The 16,950-nt window shown below is 56.6% G+C and carries 21 protein-coding genes; all 21 read left to right on the top strand.

Features of this window, described 5'->3' with window-relative positions; all coding sequences use genetic code 11:
* Window positions 1–228 precede the first annotated feature (228 nt).
* The 21 genes from rpoC (at window position 229) to rpsH (ending at window position 16,945) form a co-directional block, all read left to right on the top strand.
* Window positions 229–4,470 (top strand): DNA-directed RNA polymerase subunit beta', encoded by a 4,242-nt coding sequence (rpoC, locus tag EDC30_RS07915; RefSeq protein WP_132258291.1) that lies wholly within the window; start codon window positions 229–231, stop codon window positions 4,468–4,470.
* 400 nt (window positions 4,471–4,870) lie between these two features.
* The gene (rpsL, locus tag EDC30_RS07910; protein WP_132258290.1) at window positions 4,871–5,254 is read left to right on the top strand and encodes a 30S ribosomal protein S12; all 384 of its coding nucleotides are present in this window, start codon (window positions 4,871–4,873) and stop codon (window positions 5,252–5,254) included.
* Between the two features lie 135 nt (window positions 5,255–5,389).
* Window positions 5,390–5,860 (top strand): 30S ribosomal protein S7, encoded by a 471-nt coding sequence (gene rpsG, locus EDC30_RS07905; RefSeq protein ID WP_132258289.1) that lies wholly within the window; start codon window positions 5,390–5,392, stop codon window positions 5,858–5,860.
* Between the two features lie 127 nt (window positions 5,861–5,987).
* The gene (gene fusA, locus EDC30_RS07900) at window positions 5,988–8,093 is read left to right on the top strand and encodes an elongation factor G (protein ID WP_132258288.1); all 2,106 of its coding nucleotides are present in this window, start codon (window positions 5,988–5,990) and stop codon (window positions 8,091–8,093) included.
* Window positions 8,094–8,186: 93 nt separating this feature from the next.
* On the top strand, window positions 8,187–9,377 hold the full coding sequence (tuf, locus tag EDC30_RS07895; RefSeq protein WP_132258287.1) for an elongation factor Tu: 1,191 nt from the start codon (window positions 8,187–8,189) through the stop codon (window positions 9,375–9,377).
* Window positions 9,378–9,436: 59 nt separating this feature from the next.
* Window positions 9,437–9,754, top strand: a complete 318-nt coding sequence (gene rpsJ, locus EDC30_RS07890; protein ID WP_132258286.1) for a 30S ribosomal protein S10 — start codon at window positions 9,437–9,439, stop codon at window positions 9,752–9,754.
* Window positions 9,755–9,896: 142 nt separating this feature from the next.
* Complete coding sequence (gene rplC, locus EDC30_RS07885; protein ID WP_207907236.1) at window positions 9,897–10,565, top strand: 50S ribosomal protein L3; 669 nt, start codon at window positions 9,897–9,899, stop codon at window positions 10,563–10,565.
* A 3-nt stretch (window positions 10,566–10,568) separates the two neighbouring features.
* The gene (gene rplD / locus EDC30_RS07880) at window positions 10,569–11,189 is read left to right on the top strand and encodes a 50S ribosomal protein L4 (protein ID WP_132258284.1); all 621 of its coding nucleotides are present in this window, start codon (window positions 10,569–10,571) and stop codon (window positions 11,187–11,189) included.
* On the top strand, window positions 11,186–11,503 hold the full coding sequence (rplW, locus tag EDC30_RS07875) for a 50S ribosomal protein L23 (RefSeq protein ID WP_132258283.1): 318 nt from the start codon (window positions 11,186–11,188) through the stop codon (window positions 11,501–11,503). The genes rplD and rplW overlap by 4 nt, the downstream gene beginning before the upstream one ends.
* A complete protein-coding gene (gene rplB, locus EDC30_RS07870) occupies window positions 11,503–12,330 on the top strand; it encodes a 50S ribosomal protein L2 (protein ID WP_132258282.1) in 828 nt (275 codons plus the stop codon). Before rplW ends, rplB begins: the two co-directional genes overlap by 1 nt.
* 10 nt (window positions 12,331–12,340) lie before the next feature.
* Entirely contained in the window at window positions 12,341–12,616 is a 276-nt protein-coding gene (gene rpsS, locus EDC30_RS07865; RefSeq protein WP_007875308.1) for a 30S ribosomal protein S19, read from the top strand.
* Between the two features lie 6 nt (window positions 12,617–12,622).
* Window positions 12,623–12,955, top strand: coding sequence for a 50S ribosomal protein L22 (gene rplV, locus EDC30_RS07860; RefSeq protein WP_207907235.1), 333 nt, complete (start codon window positions 12,623–12,625; stop codon window positions 12,953–12,955).
* A gap of 9 nt (window positions 12,956–12,964) precedes the next feature.
* The gene (gene rpsC / locus EDC30_RS07855) at window positions 12,965–13,804 is read left to right on the top strand and encodes a 30S ribosomal protein S3 (protein WP_132258280.1); all 840 of its coding nucleotides are present in this window, start codon (window positions 12,965–12,967) and stop codon (window positions 13,802–13,804) included.
* 2 nt (window positions 13,805–13,806) lie between these two features.
* The gene (rplP, locus tag EDC30_RS07850; protein WP_132258279.1) at window positions 13,807–14,226 is read left to right on the top strand and encodes a 50S ribosomal protein L16; all 420 of its coding nucleotides are present in this window, start codon (window positions 13,807–13,809) and stop codon (window positions 14,224–14,226) included.
* A 12-nt stretch (window positions 14,227–14,238) separates the two neighbouring features.
* Window positions 14,239–14,430, top strand: a complete 192-nt coding sequence (gene rpmC, locus EDC30_RS07845) for a 50S ribosomal protein L29 (RefSeq protein ID WP_132258278.1) — start codon at window positions 14,239–14,241, stop codon at window positions 14,428–14,430.
* Window positions 14,430–14,702 (top strand): 30S ribosomal protein S17, encoded by a 273-nt coding sequence (rpsQ, locus tag EDC30_RS07840; RefSeq protein ID WP_132258277.1) that lies wholly within the window; start codon window positions 14,430–14,432, stop codon window positions 14,700–14,702. Before rpmC ends, rpsQ begins: the two co-directional genes overlap by 1 nt.
* A gap of 282 nt (window positions 14,703–14,984) precedes the next feature.
* Complete coding sequence (gene rplN / locus EDC30_RS07835) at window positions 14,985–15,353, top strand: 50S ribosomal protein L14 (RefSeq protein WP_132258276.1); 369 nt, start codon at window positions 14,985–14,987, stop codon at window positions 15,351–15,353.
* Window positions 15,354–15,362: 9 nt separating this feature from the next.
* Window positions 15,363–15,677: a 50S ribosomal protein L24 gene (gene rplX, locus EDC30_RS07830; RefSeq protein ID WP_132258275.1), complete on the top strand. Its 315-nt coding sequence runs from the start codon at window positions 15,363–15,365 to the stop codon at window positions 15,675–15,677.
* A gap of 5 nt (window positions 15,678–15,682) precedes the next feature.
* The gene (gene rplE / locus EDC30_RS07825) at window positions 15,683–16,222 is read left to right on the top strand and encodes a 50S ribosomal protein L5 (protein WP_132258274.1); all 540 of its coding nucleotides are present in this window, start codon (window positions 15,683–15,685) and stop codon (window positions 16,220–16,222) included.
* A gap of 7 nt (window positions 16,223–16,229) precedes the next feature.
* Entirely contained in the window at window positions 16,230–16,535 is a 306-nt protein-coding gene (rpsN, locus tag EDC30_RS07820) for a 30S ribosomal protein S14 (RefSeq protein WP_132258273.1), read from the top strand.
* A 14-nt stretch (window positions 16,536–16,549) separates the two neighbouring features.
* Window positions 16,550–16,945 carry a 30S ribosomal protein S8 gene (rpsH, locus tag EDC30_RS07815; RefSeq protein WP_132258272.1) on the top strand — a complete coding sequence of 132 codons (396 nt, stop codon included), beginning with the start codon at window positions 16,550–16,552 and terminating at the stop codon, window positions 16,943–16,945.
* The last annotated feature ends 5 nt before the right edge of the window (window positions 16,946–16,950 follow it).

The raw sequence follows: 16,950 nt of genomic DNA, 5'->3' as shown, positions 1-16,950 counted from the left end.
AAAGGAGCCGCTCTCGCAAGGGAGCGGCAAGAATTTGGAATGCTGGCCAAGTGCCGGCATTTCGCAGTTGTAGTTGGCAGGTAGGGGAAGCGGCACTCGTTCCCGGTACCGGCGGAACTCTCCCGAGGCAGGGAAGGGCTCTCCCGCCAGTGCGAACAGGGTTGAAGCGAATCGCAGTTTCCAAGCATTACCGTCAAGCGTTTTTCACGCCTTACTGGAGTGATACCAATGAAAGCTCTGCTCGATCTATTCAAGCAAGTTCAGCAAAATGAACAATTCGACGCCATCAAGATTGGCCTGGCGTCGCCCGAGAAAATCCGTTCCTGGTCCTACGGCGAAGTCAAGAAGCCGGAAACCATCAACTACCGTACCTTCAAGCCGGAGCGCGACGGTCTGTTCTGCGCCAAGATCTTTGGCCCGATCAAGGATTACGAGTGCTTGTGCGGCAAGTACAAGCGCCTGAAGCACCGCGGCGTCATTTGCGAAAAGTGCGGCGTCGAAGTCACGCTGGCGAAAGTGCGCCGCGAGCGCATGGGCCACATCGAACTGGCTTCGCCGACCGCGCATATCTGGTTCCTGAAATCGCTGCCGTCGCGTCTGGGCATGGTGCTCGACATGACACTGCGCGATATCGAACGCGTGTTGTACTTCGAAGCCTATGTCGTGACCGATCCGGGTATGACGCCGCTGAAGAAGTGCCAGATCATGTCGGAAGACGATTACGCTGCCAAGTATGAAGAATACGGCGACGACTTCACCGCGTTCATGGGCGCCGAGGGTATTCGTGAACTGCTGCGCTCGATCGATATCGACCGCGAAGCCGAGACCCTGCGCCAAGAGCTCAAGGATTCCAAGTCGGAAGCCAAGATCAAGAAGTACGCCAAGCGTCTGAAAGTGCTGGAAGCATTCCAGCGCTCCGGCATCAAGCCGGACTGGATGATCATGGAAGTGCTGCCGGTCTTGCCGCCGGAACTGCGCCCGCTGGTCCCGCTGGATGGCGGCCGCTTTGCGACCTCCGACCTCAACGATCTGTATCGTCGCGTCATCAACCGTAACAATCGTCTGAAGCGCCTGATGGAATTGCGCGCTCCGGAAATCATCACCCGCAACGAAAAGCGAATGCTGCAAGAGGCAGTCGACTCGTTGCTGGATAACGGCCGTCGCGGTAAAGCCATGACCGGCGCCAACAAGCGTCCGCTGAAGTCGCTGGCTGAAATGATCAAGGGTAAGGGCGGTCGCTTCCGTCAAAACTTGCTGGGTAAGCGCGTCGACTACTCGGGCCGTTCCGTCATCGTGGTGGGCCCGCAGTTGAAACTCCATCAATGTGGTCTGCCGAAGCTGATGGCATTGGAACTGTTCAAGCCATTCATCTTCAACAAGCTGGAATTGATGGGCCTGGCTACCACCATCAAGGCTGCCAAGAAGCTGGTCGAAATCCAGGAACCGGTGGTGTGGGACATCCTGGAAGAAGTCATCCGTGAACATCCGGTGATGCTGAACCGTGCGCCGACCCTGCACCGTCTGGGTATCCAGGCGTTCGAGCCGGTGCTGATCGAAGGTAAGGCGATCCAGCTGCACCCCCTGGTTTGCGCGGCGTTCAACGCCGACTTCGACGGTGACCAGATGGCTGTCCACGTGCCGTTGTCGATCGAAGCACAGATGGAAGCCCGCACTTTGATGCTGGCTTCGAACAACATCCTGTTCCCGTCCAACGGCGAACCGTCGATCGTGCCGTCGCAGGATATCGTGCTGGGTCTGTACTACGCCACCCGTGAACGTATCAACGGCAAGGGCGAAGGCATGCTGTTCCCGGACGTGTCGGAAGTGATCCGCGCTTACGAAAACAAGGAAGTCGAACTGACTACCCGTATCACCGTGCGCATCACCGAGTATCCGAAAGATGCGACAACCGGCGAATTCGTCAAGACCGTCAAGCGTTACGAAACCACGGTCGGCCGCGCCATTCTGTCGGAGATTCTGCCGAAGGGCCTGCCGTTCACTGTGTTGAACAAGGCGCTGAAGAAAAAGGAAATCTCCAAGCTGATCAACACGTCGTTCCGTAAGTGCGGCCTGCGCGCGACCGTGGTCTTCGCCGACCAGTTGCTGCAGTCAGGCTTCCGCTTGGCGACCCGCGCCGGCATTTCGATCTGCGTGGACGACATGCTGGTGCCGCCGCAAAAGACCACCATCATCTCGCAGGCCGAGCATGAAGTTAAGCAGATCGAGCAGCAGTACGCTTCCGGTCTGGTTACCGCAGGCGAGCGCTACAACAAGGTGGTGGATATCTGGGGCAAGGCCGGTGATGAGGTCGGCAAGGCCATGATGGACCAGCTGAAAGTCGAGCCTGTTACCAAGCGTGACGGCACTCAAGCCACGCAGGAATCGTTCAATGCGATTTACATGATGGCCGACTCCGGTGCGCGCGGTTCCGCTGCCCAGATTCGCCAGCTCGCCGGTATGCGCGGCCTGATGGCCAAGCCGGACGGCTCGATTATCGAGACGCCGATTACCGCGAACTTCCGCGAAGGCTTGAACGTTCTGCAGTACTTCATCTCTACTCACGGTGCACGTAAAGGTCTGGCCGATACCGCGTTGAAGACCGCGAACTCCGGTTACCTGACTCGCCGTCTGGTCGACGTGACCCAGGATCTGGTGGTGATCGAGGACGATTGCGGCACCTCTAATGGCGCCGCAATGAAGGCGCTGGTTGAAGGCGGTGAAGTCATCGAAGCACTGCGCGACCGTATCCTCGGCCGTGTTGCCGCGATTGACGTCATCAATCCGGAAACGCAGGCAACCCTGTATGAAGCCGGCACTTTGCTGGATGAAGACAAGGTCGAGGAAATCGAGCGCTTGGGCATCGATGAAGTCAAGGTCCGCACGCCGCTGACCTGCGACACGCGCTATGGCCTGTGCGCCAAGTGCTATGGTCGCGATCTCGGCCGCGGCACGCTGGTTGCCGCTGGTGAGGCGGTCGGTGTGGTCGCTGCGCAGTCGATTGGTGAGCCGGGAACCCAGCTGACCATGCGTACCTTCCACATCGGTGGTGCGGCTTCGCGTGCGGCAGTCGCTTCTTCCGTGGAAGCCAAGTCCAACGGTACGGTGCGCTTTACCGCCACCATGCGTTATGTCACCAACGGCAAGGGCGAGCAGATCGTCATTTCCCGTTCCGGCGAAGTGCTGATCACCGACGACCATGGCCGTGAGCGTGAACGTCACAAGGTGCCGTACGGTGCCACCCTGATCGTCAAGGATGGACTGGTCATCAAGGCCGGTACCGCCCTGGCAACATGGGATCCGCTGACTCGTCCGATCATTACCGAATACGCCGGTACGGTGAAGTTCGAGAATGTCGAGGAAGGCGTTACCGTCGCCAAGCAGATCGACGAAGTGACCGGCCTGTCGACGCTGGTGGTTATCGATGCCAAGCGCCGCAGCACTTCTACCGCCAAGAGCGCCCGCCCGCAGGTGAAACTGCTGAACGACAAGGGCGAAGAAGTGAAGATCGCCGGCACCGAACATCCGGTAACCATCGGCTTCCAGGTCGGTGCGCTGATCACGGTGAAGGACGGTCAGCAGGTGAGCGTCGGTGAAGTGTTGGCGCGTATCCCGACCGAATCGCAGAAGACCCGTGACATTACCGGCGGTCTGCCGCGCGTGGCTGAGTTGTTCGAAGCACGCTCGCCGAAGGATGCCGGCATGCTGGCGGAAGTTACCGGCACAGTGGCATTCGGCAAGGAAACCAAGGGCAAACAGCGCCTGGAAATCACCGACATGGAAGGCAACAAGCACGAGTTCCTGATTACCAAGGACAAGCAAGTGCTGGTGCACGACGGCCAGGTGGTGAACAAGGGCGAGATGATCGTGGACGGCCCGGCCGACCCGCAAGACATCCTGCGCCTCCTGGGTATCGAAGCATTGGCTCGCTACATCGTCGACGAAGTGCAAGACGTGTACCGCTTGCAAGGTGTGAAGATTAACGACAAACACATCGAAGTCATCGTGCGCCAGATGTTGCGCCGCGTTCAAATCGTCGATGCGGGTGACGCCAACTACATCCCGGGCGAGCAAGTCGAGCGTTCGGAACTGCTGGACGAAAACGATCGCGTCATCGCTGCCGGTGGTCGCCCCGCAACTTACGAAAACGTACTGCTGGGTATTACCAAGGCATCGCTGTCGACCGATTCCTTCATCTCCGCAGCATCCTTCCAGGAAACCACTCGTGTGCTGACCGAAGCTGCCATCATGGGCAAGCGCGACGGCCTGCGTGGCTTGAAGGAAAACGTCATCGTCGGTCGCCTCATCCCTGCCGGTACCGGTTTGGCTTATCACCGCGCTCGCAAGGAGAAGGAAACCTGGGAAGCCGAAGAGCGGACCGCATTGCTGCAAGCTGAGCAAAACGCCCGTTCGACCGACAGCGAAGAAGCTCCTGCCGAAAGCTTCGGAACTCAGGAAGGCGGCGAAGCGTAATCAGCTTTTCCGCAATAACAAGAACGGCACCGTACCCCGGTGCCGTTTTTTTTCGATGTCGATTGGGCATGACATTCGCGCGAAACCACTCATGAATGCCGAAATGACAATGCCGGAACGCGGTGTCGGCAAAAATACATGTAATCGGCGAGCCTGACGCGTGAAATCCCGCGCAATCGTTGACTGAGCCAAAAATGAGGGATATACTCGCGAGTTCTCGAATTTAAGCTCGCTCGGGCTTAAGCGTTCTTTGGTCAGCAATTTCTCACCTCTCGCGACGCTTTTCCCCTTGCATGTGCTGAATCGAAATGCATGAGTTTCTCGTGTAAGTTTTCCGTACGCCCCCGGACAATCGTTTCCGGGTTTGTTTTATTAATAACATTTGTTGAATTAAAGACCGATGCCAACTATTAATCAATTGATTCGCCAGCCGCGGGTTTCCGCCAAGGTGAAGAGCAAATCGCCGGCGCTGGAAAACAGCCCGCAAAAACGCGGCGTTTGCACCCGTGTATACACCACCACTCCGAAGAAGCCGAACTCGGCGCTGCGTAAGGTGGCCAAGGTTCGTCTGACCAACGGTTTCGAAGTCATTTCGTACATCGGCGGTGAAGGTCATAACCTGCAAGAGCATAGCGTCGTGCTGATCCGCGGCGGCCGTGTGAAAGACTTGCCGGGTGTGCGTTATCACATGGTTCGCGGCTCCCTGGACACCCAAGGCGTCAAGGATCGTAAGCAAGCTCGCTCGAAGTACGGTGCCAAGCGCGCCAAGGCTGCGAAGAAGTAATCAAGGTTTTCCGTCGTCGTTGGCGGAATGGAGTCGGCCCCCAACGGGTCGAGTAAGTGGGTAACTATGATGGTTTCCCGCGAGTGCGCAGGAAAAAACCTGGCGCTCAACTGAAGAGAATTGAAAGGAATCGAAATGCCACGTCGTCGTGAAGTCCCCAAGCGGGAAATTTTGCCTGATCCGAAGTTCGGCAATGTTGATGTTGCTAAATTCGTTAACGTCCTGATGCTGTCCGGTAAAAAATCGGTCGCCGAGAACATCATCTACGGTGCGTTCGAGCACATCCAGCAAAAATCGGGCAAGGATCCGCTGGAAGTTTTCGCTGCAGCCCTGAACAACTGCAAGCCGCTGGTCGAAGTGAAATCCCGCCGCGTCGGTGGTGCAAACTACCAGGTGCCGGTCGAAGTGCGTCCGGTTCGCCGTATGGCGCTGTCGATGCGCTGGCTGCGTGAAGCTGCCAACAAGCGCAGCGAAAAGTCCATGCCGCAGCGTCTGGGTGGCGAATTGATGGAAGCGGCTGAAGGCCGCGGCGGTGCGATGAAGAAGCGCGACGAAGTCCATCGCATGGCTGAAGCGAACAAGGCATTCTCGCACTTCCGCTTCTAATGAAACGAGAGCCTTGGCTTCGATGCGAAGTCCGGGCTTTTTATGCAAGTAATTTGTTCGAAGCCGGGCCCATTTTTGATAAAAAATTGGTGCTCGGTTTTGTTCGTTAAACGACTTAGGATTGAATATGGCTCGCAAGACCCCTATTGAGCGCTACCGCAACATCGGTATTTCCGCTCACATCGATGCCGGCAAGACCACCACTACCGAACGTATCCTGTTTTATACAGGCGTGAATCACAAGCTGGGTGAAGTGCATGACGGCGCAGCCACCATGGACTGGATGGAGCAAGAGCAGGAACGCGGCATCACCATTACCTCTGCGGCTACGACTTGCTTCTGGCGCGGCATGGACGCTTCGCGTCCTGAGCATCGCATCAACGTGATTGATACCCCGGGCCACGTGGACTTCACCATCGAGGTGGAGCGTTCCATGCGCGTGCTGGACGGTGCTTGCATGGTGTATTGCGCCGTGGGTGGCGTGCAGCCGCAATCGGAAACCGTATGGCGCCAGGCTAACAAGTACAAAGTGCCGCGTATTGCTTTCGTCAACAAGATGGACCGTACCGGCGCCAACTTCTTCAAGGTTGTCGAGCAAATGCGCGCTCGCCTGAAGGCGAATCCTGTGCCTATCGTGATCCCTGTCGGCGCTGAAGAAAACTTCCAGGGCGTGGTAGACCTGATCAAGATGAAGGCCATCATCTGGGACGAAGCTTCGCAAGGCATGAAGTTCGAATACGGCGACATTCCTGCCGACCTGGTCGATACCGCCAATGAATGGCGTGAGAAGATGGTCGAAGCAGCTGCCGAAGCATCTGAAGAGCTGATGAACAAGTACCTCGAAGAAGGTGACTTGACTGAAGCGGAAGTCATGGCCGGCCTGCGCCAGCGTACCATCGCAGCTGAAATCCAGCCGATGATGTGCGGTTCCGCATTTAAGAACAAGGGTGTTCAGCGTATGCTCGACGCCGTGCTCGACTTCCTGCCTGCGCCGACCGACATTCCGCCGGTTTCTGGTGTCAACGAAGACGAAGAGCCAGTCGTGCGTCAAGCAAGCGATGACGAAAAGTTCTCCGCTCTGGCATTCAAGATCATGACCGACCCGTTCGTTGGCCAGCTGATCTTCTTCCGTGTGTACTCGGGCGTCGTCAATTCCGGCGACACCGTGTTCAACCCGGTCAAGGGCAAAAAGGAACGTCTGGGCCGTATTCTGCAGATGCACGCGAACCAGCGCGAAGAGATCAAAGAAGTGCGCGCGGGTGACATCGCTGCTGCCGTGGGTCTGAAAGAAGCGACCACCGGCGATACGCTGTGCGATCCGACTTCGATCATTACGCTGGAACGCATGGTGTTCCCGGAGCCGGTGATTTCGCAGGCTGTCGAGCCGAAGACCAAGGCTGACCAGGAAAAAATGGGTCTGGCACTGAATCGTCTGGCTGCAGAAGATCCGTCGTTCCGCGTCAAGACCGACGAAGAATCCGGCCAAACCATCATTTCCGGTATGGGTGAGCTGCATCTGGAAATTCTGGTCGACCGCATGAAACGCGAATTCGGCGTGGAAGCAACCGTCGGCAAGCCGCAAGTGGCTTATCGCGAAACCATCCGCAAGGCTGTTACCGACGTCGAAGGCAAGTTCGTCAAGCAGTCGGGCGGTCGCGGCCAGTACGGTCACGTCGTGCTGACCATCGAACCGCAAGAGCCGGGCAAGGGCTTCGAATTCGTCGACGCAATCAAGGGCGGCGTGGTGCCGCGCGAGTACATCCCGGCAGTCGAGAAGGGCATTATCGACACGCTGCCGAACGGCGTGCTGGCCGGTTACCCGATGGTCGACATCAAGGTTACCCTGACCTTCGGTTCGTACCATGATGTGGACTCGAACGAAAACGCCTTCCGTATGGCAGGTTCGATGGCGCTGAAGGACGGCTGCAAGAAAGCCAGCCCGGTTATCCTCGAGCCAATGATGGCTGTGGAAGTGGAGACTCCGGAAGACTATGCCGGTACTGTGATGGGCGATCTGTCGTCCCGCCGCGGTATGGTGCAGGGCATGGATGAAATTGCTGGCGGTGGCGGCAAAATCATCAAGGCTGAGGTGCCGCTGTCGGAAATGTTCGGTTACTCGACCTCGCTGCGTTCCGCAACCCAGGGTCGTGCAACCTACACGATGGAATTCAAGCACTACGCTGAAGCGCCGAAGAATGTTATCGACGCCATCATCAGTGCCAAGTCGAAGTAATTTTCATTGAAAAAAAGCGAGGCGGGATAAACCTGCTTCGCTTTACAAAGTTAAGTAAGTAAATCGTTCTTTTTGAATTGAAGGAAGAGAAAAATGGCAAAAGGCAAGTTTGAGCGGACGAAACCGCACGTGAACGTTGGCACCATTGGTCACGTTGACCATGGCAAGACCACCCTGACCGCGGCAATCGCGACCGTGCTGTCGGCGAAGTTTGGCGGCGAAGCCAAGAAGTACGATGAGATCGACGCTGCTCCTGAAGAAAAGGCACGCGGCATCACCATCAACACCGCGCACGTTGAATACGAAACCCAGAACCGTCACTACGCCCACGTTGACTGCCCGGGCCACGCTGACTACGTCAAGAACATGATTACCGGTGCAGCGCAGATGGACGGCGCGATCCTGGTGTGCTCGGCCGCTGACGGCCCGATGCCGCAAACCCGCGAACACATCCTGCTGGCTCGCCAGGTTGGTGTGCCGTACATCATCGTGTTCCTGAACAAGTGCGACATGGTCGACGACGCAGAACTGCTGGAACTGGTTGAAATGGAAGTGCGCGAGCTGCTTTCCAAGTACGAATTCCCGGGCGACGATCTGCCGATCATCCGCGGTTCGGCTAAGCTGGCGCTGGAAGGCGACAAGGGCGACCTGGGTGAAGGCGCCATCCTGAAGCTGGCTGAAGCCCTGGACAGCTACATTCCGACGCCGGAACGTGCCATCGACGGCACCTTCCTGATGCCGGTGGAAGACGTGTTCTCGATCTCCGGTCGCGGTACCGTGGTGACTGGTCGTGTTGAGCGCGGCATCATCAAGGTCGGCGAAGAAATCGAAATCGTTGGTATCCGTGATACCGTCAAGACCACCTGCACTGGCGTGGAAATGTTCCGCAAGCTGCTGGACCAAGGTCAAGCTGGCGACAACGTTGGCGTGCTGCTGCGCGGTACCAAGCGTGAAGAAGTCGAGCGCGGCCAAGTGCTGGCCAAGCCGGGTTCGATCAAGCCGCACAAGCACTTCACCGGCGAGATCTATGTTCTGTCGAAAGACGAAGGTGGTCGTCACACCCCGTTCTTCAATAACTATCGTCCGCAGTTCTACTTCCGTACCACGGACGTGACTGGTTCGATCGAGCTGCCGAAGGACAAGGAAATGGTGATGCCTGGCGATAACGTCTCGATCACTGTGCAACTGATCAACCCGATCGCGATGGAAGAAGGCCTGCGCTTCGCTATCCGTGAAGGTGGCCGTACCGTCGGCGCCGGCGTCGTCGCTAAAATCATCGAGTAATACTCACGAATTGCTGCGGACCGGGGAGGTCCGCAGTTCGCTCTTTTAAAGGAAAACCCATGTCGACCCCGAATCAAAAAATCCGCATTCGCCTGAAGGCGTTCGATTACCGCCTGATCGACCAGTCCGCTCTGGAAATCGTTGATACCGCCAAGCGTACAGGCGCCGTGGTCAAGGGCCCGGTTCCGCTGCCGACCCGCATCCAGCGCTATGACATCCTGCGTTCCCCGCATGTCAACAAGACTTCCCGCGATCAGTTCGAAATCCGTACGCACCAGCGCCTGATGGATATCGTCGATCCGACCGACAAGACTGTTGACGCCCTGATGAAGCTGGACCTGCCGGCTGGCGTCGATGTCGAAATCAAACTGCAGTAATTGCTGATCCGAAATTTCGCGCATAGTATTGTATTGCGCGGATTTTCGGGTTATGATAATCGGCTTTCGTGCGGGTCTGCATCACGCGGACTCGCATTTATTTAGTTGTACAAACATCAGCCCCGCCCAATCGTAGGTGGGAATGGAGAAAACAATGAGCCTAGGCCTTGTTGGTCGCAAGGTTGGTATGATGCGCATCTTTACGGAAGACGGAGATTCCATCCCCGTTACCGTGCTGGACGTGTCGAACAACCGAGTGACCCAAATCAAAACGCCTGAAACTGACGGTTATACCGCCGTTCAGGTTGCATACGGCGCTCGCCGTGCCTCCCGTGTCAACAAAGCAGCAGCTGGTCACTATGCCAAGGCTGGTGTGGAAGCTGGCACTGTTCTCAAAGAATTCCGCGTTGACGCTGTCAAGGCTGCCGAGCTGAAGGCTGGCGATGTCGTTGGCATCGGTATGTTCGAAGCTGGTCAGAAAGTGGACGTGCAAGGCGTGTCCATCGGTAAGGGCTATGCCGGTACCATCAAGCGCTACAACTTCGGTTCTGGCCGCGCAACCCATGGTAACTCCCGTTCGCACAACGTGCCGGGTTCCATTGGTATGGCGCAGGATCCGGGTCGCGTGTTCCCTGGTAAGCGCATGACCGGTCACATGGGTGATGTCACCACCACCGTGCAAAACCTGGAAATCGCTCGCGTTGACGCTGAGCGTCAGCTGTTGCTGGTGAAAGGTGCCGTGCCTGGTGCCAAGAACGGCCAAGTCGTGGTCGTGCCTGCAATCAAAGTCAAAGCAAAGAAGGGAGCCTAATCGATGGAACTCAAGCTCCTGAATGATCAGGGTCAAGCTGCCTCGAACGTCGCTGCACCGGACACCATTTTCGGTCGTGACTATAACGAAGCGCTGATTCACCAAGTGGTCGTTGCTTACCAGGCTAACGCACGTAGCGGTAACCGCAAGCAAAAAGACCGTGAAGAAGTCAGCCACACGACCAAGAAGCCGTGGCGTCAAAAAGGTACGGGCCGCGCTCGTGCTGGTATGTCGTCCTCGCCGCTGTGGCGTGGTGGTGGTCGTATTTTTCCGAATTCGCCTGACGAAAACTTCTCGCACAAGGTCAACAAGAAGATGTATCGCGCAGGTATCTGCTCGATCCTCTCGCAGCTGGCTCGCGAAGACCGTCTGTCCGTCGTGGAAAGCCTGTCGGTCGATGCACCGAAGACCAAGCTGCTGGCGCAGAAACTGAAAGGCATGGGTCTTGAATCCGTGCTGGTTATTACTGACAACCTCGATGAAAACCTGTTGCTCGCTTCGCGCAATCTGCCGAACGTGCTGGTGGTCGAGCCGCGTCACGCCGATCCCGTATCGCTGGTGTTCTTCAAGAAAGTCCTGATCACCAAGCCGGCATTGGCCAAGATTGAGGAGATGCTGGCATGAGCGCAGTCATCAAACATAGCGAAGAGCGCCTGATGAAAGTGCTGCTGGCGCCGGTGATTTCCGAGAAGGCTACTTTCGTCGCTGAAAAGAGCGAGCAGGTGGTATTCCTGGTGACGCGTGACGCCACCAAGCCTGAAATCAAGGCTGCCGTCGAACTGATGTTCAAGGTCGAAGTGGCGTCGGTGCAAACCGCCAACCGCCAGGGCAAGGAAAAGCGCTCCGGTCGCTTCATGGGTCGTCGCAACCACACCAAGCGTGCGTTTGTGTGCCTGAAGCCCGGTCAGGAAATCAACTTCAACGAGGAGGCTAAATAATGGCACTCGTGAAAATGAAACCGACCTCGGCAGGTCGCCGCGGCATGGTCAAGGTCGTCAATCCCGACCTGTACAAAGGCCGTCCGCTCGCCAGCCTGGTTGAAAAGAAATCGAAGACTGCCGGCCGTAACAACGACGGCCGCATCACCACCCGTCATATCGGTGGTGGTCACAAGCATCACTATCGCGTCGTCGACTTCCGTCGCAACAAGGATGGCATCGCTGCCAAAGTTGAGCGTCTGGAATACGATCCGAACCGCAGCGCGCATATCGCTCTGCTTTGCTACGCCGATGGCGAGCGTCGTTACATCATTGCGCCGAAGGGCGTGGCTGTGGGCGACCAGTTGATGAGCGGATCCGAAGCCCCGATCAAGGCTGGTAACTGCCTGCCGATCCGTAACATTCCGGTCGGCACCACCATGCACTGCGTCGAAATGTTGCCGGGTAAAGGCGCGCAAATCGCGCGTACCGCCGGTGCCGGCGTTGTGCTGATGGCGCGTGAAGGTACTTACGCTCAGGTGCGTCTGCGTTCCGGCGAAGTGCGTCGCGTGCATATCGAATGCCGCGCCACCGTTGGTGAAGTCGGCAACGGCGAACACAACCTGCGCAAGATCGGTAAGGCCGGTGCAACTCGTTGGCGCGGTATCCGCCCGACGGTGCGTGGTGTGGTCATGAACCCGATCGACCACCCGCACGGTGGTGGTGAAGGTCGTACCTCGGCAGGCCGTCATCCGGTTTCGCCGTGGGGCCAGCAGACCAAGGGCAAGAAGACACGTCGCAACAAGCGCACGACTTCGATGATCGTCTCTCGCCGTGGCAAGAAATAAGGGGTAACACATGACACGTTCATTGAAAAAAGGGCCGTTCTGTGACGCCCACCTGGTGAAGAAGGTCGAAGCCGCGCAAGCGACTAAGGACAAGAAGCCCATCAAGACCTGGTCGCGTCGTTCGACCATCATGCCGGACTTCATTGGTCTGACCATCGCGGTACATAACGGCAAGCAGCACGTGCCGGTCTATGTGTCGGAAAACATGGTTGGTCACAAGCTCGGCGAATTCGCGCTGACCCGTACGTTCAAGGGTCACGCCGCCGACAAGAAAGCCAAGAAATAAGGTGCGATGATGGAAACTAAAGCTATTCTCCGCGGCGTACGCCTGTCGGAACAAAAGGGCCGCTTGGTTGCCGATCTGATTCGCGGCAAAAAAGTTGATCAAGCCTTGAATATCCTGGCTTTCAGCCCGAAAAAAGGCGCAGCGATCATCAAGAAAGTGCTGGAGTCCGCTATTGCGAACGCTGAACACAATGACGGTGCTGACATCGACGAACTGAAGGTGAAAACCATCTACGTCGAGCAGGGTCCTGTGTTGAAGCGCTTCACTGCGCGTGCTAAAGGCCGTGGTGATCGTATTTCTAAACAATCCTGTCACATTTACGTGACTGTCGGTAACTAAGGAGTCACGATGGGACAGAAAATTCATCCTACCGGTTTCCGTCTTGCGGTTACGCGTAACTGGGGCTCGCGCTGGTATGCAGGCAATGGCAACTTTGCCAGCATGCTGAACGAAGACCTGAAGGTTCGCGAATACCTGAAGAAGAAACTGAAGAACGCCTCCGTTGGCCGCGTGGTCATCGAGCGTCCCGCCAAGAATGCCCGTATCACGATTTTCAGCTCCCGTCCGGGCGTTGTGATCGGCAAGAAGGGCGAAGACATCGAAGTGTTGAAGTCGGCGCTGGGCAAGATGATGGGCGTGCCTGTGCACGTCAACATCGAAGAAATCCGCAAGCCGGAAGTCGACGCCCAGCTGATCGCCGATTCGATCGCGCAGCAGCTCGAAAAGCGCATCATGTTCCGCCGTGCCATGAAACGCGCAATGCAGAACGCCATGCGTCTGGGCGCTCAAGGCATCAAGATCATGTCGTCGGGTCGTCTGAACGGTATTGAAATCGCCCGTACCGAATGGTACCGCGAAGGCCGTGTGCCTCTGCACACCCTGCGCGCCGACATCGATTACGGCTTCGGTGAAGCTGAAACGACCTACGGCATCATCGGTATCAAGGTTTGGGTATATCGCGGCGACCGTTTGGCCAGCGGCGAAGCTCCGACCATCGAAACACCGGTGGAAGAAGAGAAGAAGCGTCGCGGTCCGCGTCGTGACGATGGCAAGCCGGGCAGCCGTCCGCGCACAGCCCGTCCGGAAGGTCAGGCAGCGGGTGCTCCGGGCGCTGGTGCGCCTGGCGCCAAGCGGGTTCGCGCTCAGAAGCCGGCTGGCGCCGCCCCGGCTGAGAAAGCAGGAGAATAATCATGCTGCAACCAGCACGCAGAAAATATCGCAAAGAGCAAAAAGGCCGCAACAAGGGCATTTCGCACGAGCGCGGCACTGCCGTCTCGTTCGGCGAATTCGGTTTGAAAGCAGTTGGCCGCGGCCGTATCACTGCCCGTCAGATCGAAGCTGCACGTCGCGCCATGACCCGTCACATCAAACGTGGCGGCCGTATCTGGATCCGTATTTTCCCGGACAAGCCGATTTCCAACAAGCCGGCCGAAGTCCGTATGGGTAACGGTAAGGGCAATCCGGAGTACTACGTCGCTGAAATCCAGCCGGGCAAGGTACTGTACGAGATGGATGGCGTCGACGAGGCGCTGGCGCGCGAAGCGTTCCGCTTGGCCGCTGCTAAACTGCCGCTGTCGACGACTTTCGTCGTTCGCCAAGTCGGCCAATAATTGGAGTGAAACATGAAAGCATCTGAACTCCGCGGCAAGGACGAGGCAGCGCTGAAGAAAGAACTCAGCGAACTGCTGAAGGCGCAATTCAGCCTGCGCATGCAAGTGGCGACTCAACAGCTGAGCAACACTTCCCAGCTGAAGAAAGTTCGCCGCGACATCGCTCGCGTGAAAACCGTCATGAACCAGAAGGAAGCCAAATAATGAACGATCAAGTGAAGCCCGCGTTGAAGCGTACCTTGGTTGGCAAGGTGGTCTCCGACAAGATGGACAAAACGGTGACCGTGCTGATCGAGCGCCGCGTCAAGCATCCGCTGTACGGCAAAATCATCATGCGTTCGAATAAGTATCATGCGCATGACGAAGCCAACCAGGCGAAAGAAGGCGATATGGTGGAAATCCAGGAAGGTCGCCCGATTTCGAAGACCAAGGCCTGGACTGTGACTCGCATCGTCCAAGTCGCACAAGTGGTCTAATGATGGATCAGGGAGTGGTTGTAATGACCACTCCTTTTTCGTATCAAAAAAAGCTTGCGAGCCCGGCATTTTGGTGACATAATGTTTGGCTTCGTTCCTGTGAGATTATTTGCGGGAACTGGTAGTAAGAAAAGCTCTGCAGTTTGTAATAATCGTCTTAGCAAGAGTTTTGGATTTGTCCACCCAATCGGCAGTTTTGTAACGCAAGACTGACGGCGGGACCAAGACTGACCGAGATGCCGCATTGTGCGAATTCCGGGTTAAGTTGGGAAAGAAAATATCATGATTCAAACTGAAAGCCGGCTCGAAGTGGCCGACAATACTGGTGCACGCGAAGTCCTGTGCATCAAGGTGCTGGGTGGTTCCAAGCGCCGCTATGCCAGCATTGGCGACATTATCAAGGTCACGGTGAAAGCCGCTGCGCCGCGTGGTCGCGTCAAGAAAGGCGAAATCTATAACGCCGTGGTTGTGCGTACCGCCAAAGGTGTGCGTCGCCAGGATGGTTCGCTGGTGAAGTTCGATGGCAATGCTGCAGTCTTGTTGAACGCCAAGCTCGAGCCGATCGGCACCCGCATTTTTGGGCCGGTGACTCGTGAGCTGCGTACCGAGCGCTTCATGAAAATCGTCTCCCTGGCACCTGAAGTTCTGTAAGGAGTCGTCATGAGCAAGATTCGTAAAAACGACGAGGTAATCGTCCTGACCGGCAAAGACAAAGGCAAGCGTGGTGTTGTCAAGCAGCGCGTGAATGCCGACTACGTTATCGTCGAAGGCATCAACGTTGCTAAGAAAGCGACTAAGCCGAATCCGATGACCGGTGCAACTGGTGGCATCGTCGACAAGCTGATGCCAATTCATGTGTCCAACGTTGCATTGTTCAATGCGGCGGCTGGCAAGGCCGATCGTGTGGGCTACAAGACTGAGGGCGACAAAAAAGTCCGCGTCTATAAGTCCAGCGGCGAAGTCGTGAAGGTATAAAAATCATGGCACGTCTCCAACAGTTCTATAAAGATAAAGTCGTTGCCGACCTGACCAGCAAATTTGGTTACAAGTCGGTGATGGAAGTCCCGCGTCTGACCAAGATCACCCTGAACATGGGTCTGTCCGAAGCCGTCGCAGACAAGAAAGTGATCGAGCATGCAGTCGGCGATCTGACTAAGATTGCAGGTCAAAAGCCGGTCGTGACCAAAGCCCGTAAAGCTATCGCAGGCTTCAAGATTCGTGAAGGCTATCCGATCGGCTGCATGGTGACCCTGCGCGGCGCGCAAATGTACGAATTCCTGGATCGTCTGATCACCGTGGCGCTGCCGCGTGTGCGTGACTTCCGTGGCGTCTCCGGTCGTGCATTCGATGGTCGTGGCAACTACAACATCGGTGTGAAAGAGCAGATCATTTTCCCCGAGATCGAGTACGACAAGATCGATGCACTGCGTGGTATGAACATCAGCATCACTACCACTGCGAAGACCGACGACGAAGCCAAAGCGCTTCTCGCCGCATTTAAATTTCCGTTCAGAAACTGAGGCTGCCATGGCAAAACTGGCACTGATTAACCGTGAACAAAAGCGCGCCGACCTGGTAAAGAAGTATGCCGGTAAGCGTGCCGAGTTGAAGGCAATCATCGACGATCAATCCAAGTCGGAAGAAGAGCGCTACGAAGCGCGTCTGAAACTGCAAGCGCTGCCGCGCAATGCAAATCCGACTCGTCAGCGTAACCGCTGCAGCTTGACTGGTCGTCCGCGTGGCACTTTCCGCAAGTTCGGTTTGGCCCGTAATAAGGTCCGTGAGATCGCCATGCGTGGCGAGATTCCGGGTATGACTAAAGCTAGCTGGTAATAGGAGAATAAGCAATGAGTATGAGCGATCCTATCGCCGATATGCTGACCCGCATCCGCAACGCACAAGGTGTACAAAAGTCTACCGTGGTAATGCCGTCTTCCAAAGTGAAGGTCGCCATCGCCAATGTGCTGAAGGACGAAGGTTACATTGAAGATTACGCCGTGGCAGAAGCCGGCGGCAAGGCCGAACTGAAAATCGGTCTGAAATATTATGCAGGCCGTCCTGTCATTGAGCGTCTGGAGCGCGTATCGCGCCCTGGTCTGCGCATTTACAAAGGCAAGGACGATATTCCAAGCGTCATGAACGGTCTGGGTGTGGCTATCGTGTCGACCCCGAAGGGCGTCATGACTGATCGCAAAGCGCGCGCAACCGGTGTCGGTGGCGAAGTCATTTGCTACGTGGCATAAGGAGT

Origin of the sequence: Paucimonas lemoignei (genome assembly GCF_004342585.1) — a bacterium.
GTDB classification, from domain to species: Bacteria; Pseudomonadota; Gammaproteobacteria; order Burkholderiales; family Burkholderiaceae_D; genus Paucimonas; species Paucimonas lemoignei.
Note: the sequence above shows the minus strand (reverse complement) of the source record. Positions and strands in the feature narration are given on the sequence as shown.

Excerpts from the sequence above, each read along its gene's own strand:
- rplE (WP_132258274.1), top strand. The coding sequence starts at position 15,683 with ATGGCACGTCTCCAACAGTTCTATAAAGATAAAGTCGTTGCCGACCTG.
- rpsJ (WP_132258286.1), top strand. The coding sequence starts at position 9,437 with ATGTCGACCCCGAATCAAAAAATCCGCATTCGCCTGAAGGCGTTCGAT.
- rplC (WP_207907236.1), top strand. The coding sequence starts at position 9,897 with ATGGAGAAAACAATGAGCCTAGGCCTTGTTGGTCGCAAGGTTGGTATG.
- rplB (WP_132258282.1), top strand. The coding sequence starts at position 11,503 with ATGGCACTCGTGAAAATGAAACCGACCTCGGCAGGTCGCCGCGGCATG.
- rpmC (WP_132258278.1), top strand. The coding sequence starts at position 14,239 with ATGAAAGCATCTGAACTCCGCGGCAAGGACGAGGCAGCGCTGAAGAAA.
- rplX (WP_132258275.1), top strand. The coding sequence starts at position 15,363 with ATGAGCAAGATTCGTAAAAACGACGAGGTAATCGTCCTGACCGGCAAA.
- rpsQ (WP_132258277.1), top strand. The coding sequence starts at position 14,430 with ATGAACGATCAAGTGAAGCCCGCGTTGAAGCGTACCTTGGTTGGCAAG.
- rplW (WP_132258283.1), top strand. The coding sequence starts at position 11,186 with ATGAGCGCAGTCATCAAACATAGCGAAGAGCGCCTGATGAAAGTGCTG.
- rpsN (WP_132258273.1), top strand. The coding sequence starts at position 16,230 with ATGGCAAAACTGGCACTGATTAACCGTGAACAAAAGCGCGCCGACCTG.
- rpsC (WP_132258280.1), top strand. The coding sequence starts at position 12,965 with ATGGGACAGAAAATTCATCCTACCGGTTTCCGTCTTGCGGTTACGCGT.
- rpsH (WP_132258272.1), top strand. The coding sequence starts at position 16,550 with ATGAGTATGAGCGATCCTATCGCCGATATGCTGACCCGCATCCGCAAC.
- rpsG (WP_132258289.1), top strand. The coding sequence starts at position 5,390 with ATGCCACGTCGTCGTGAAGTCCCCAAGCGGGAAATTTTGCCTGATCCG.
- rplN (WP_132258276.1), top strand. The coding sequence starts at position 14,985 with ATGATTCAAACTGAAAGCCGGCTCGAAGTGGCCGACAATACTGGTGCA.
- rplV (WP_207907235.1), top strand. The coding sequence starts at position 12,623 with ATGATGGAAACTAAAGCTATTCTCCGCGGCGTACGCCTGTCGGAACAA.
- rpsS (WP_007875308.1), top strand. The coding sequence starts at position 12,341 with ATGACACGTTCATTGAAAAAAGGGCCGTTCTGTGACGCCCACCTGGTG.
- rplD (WP_132258284.1), top strand. The coding sequence starts at position 10,569 with ATGGAACTCAAGCTCCTGAATGATCAGGGTCAAGCTGCCTCGAACGTC.
- rpsL (WP_132258290.1), top strand. The coding sequence starts at position 4,871 with ATGCCAACTATTAATCAATTGATTCGCCAGCCGCGGGTTTCCGCCAAG.
- tuf (WP_132258287.1), top strand. The coding sequence starts at position 8,187 with ATGGCAAAAGGCAAGTTTGAGCGGACGAAACCGCACGTGAACGTTGGC.
- rplP (WP_132258279.1), top strand. The coding sequence starts at position 13,807 with ATGCTGCAACCAGCACGCAGAAAATATCGCAAAGAGCAAAAAGGCCGC.
- fusA (WP_132258288.1), top strand. The coding sequence starts at position 5,988 with ATGGCTCGCAAGACCCCTATTGAGCGCTACCGCAACATCGGTATTTCC.
- rpoC (WP_132258291.1), top strand. The coding sequence starts at position 229 with ATGAAAGCTCTGCTCGATCTATTCAAGCAAGTTCAGCAAAATGAACAA.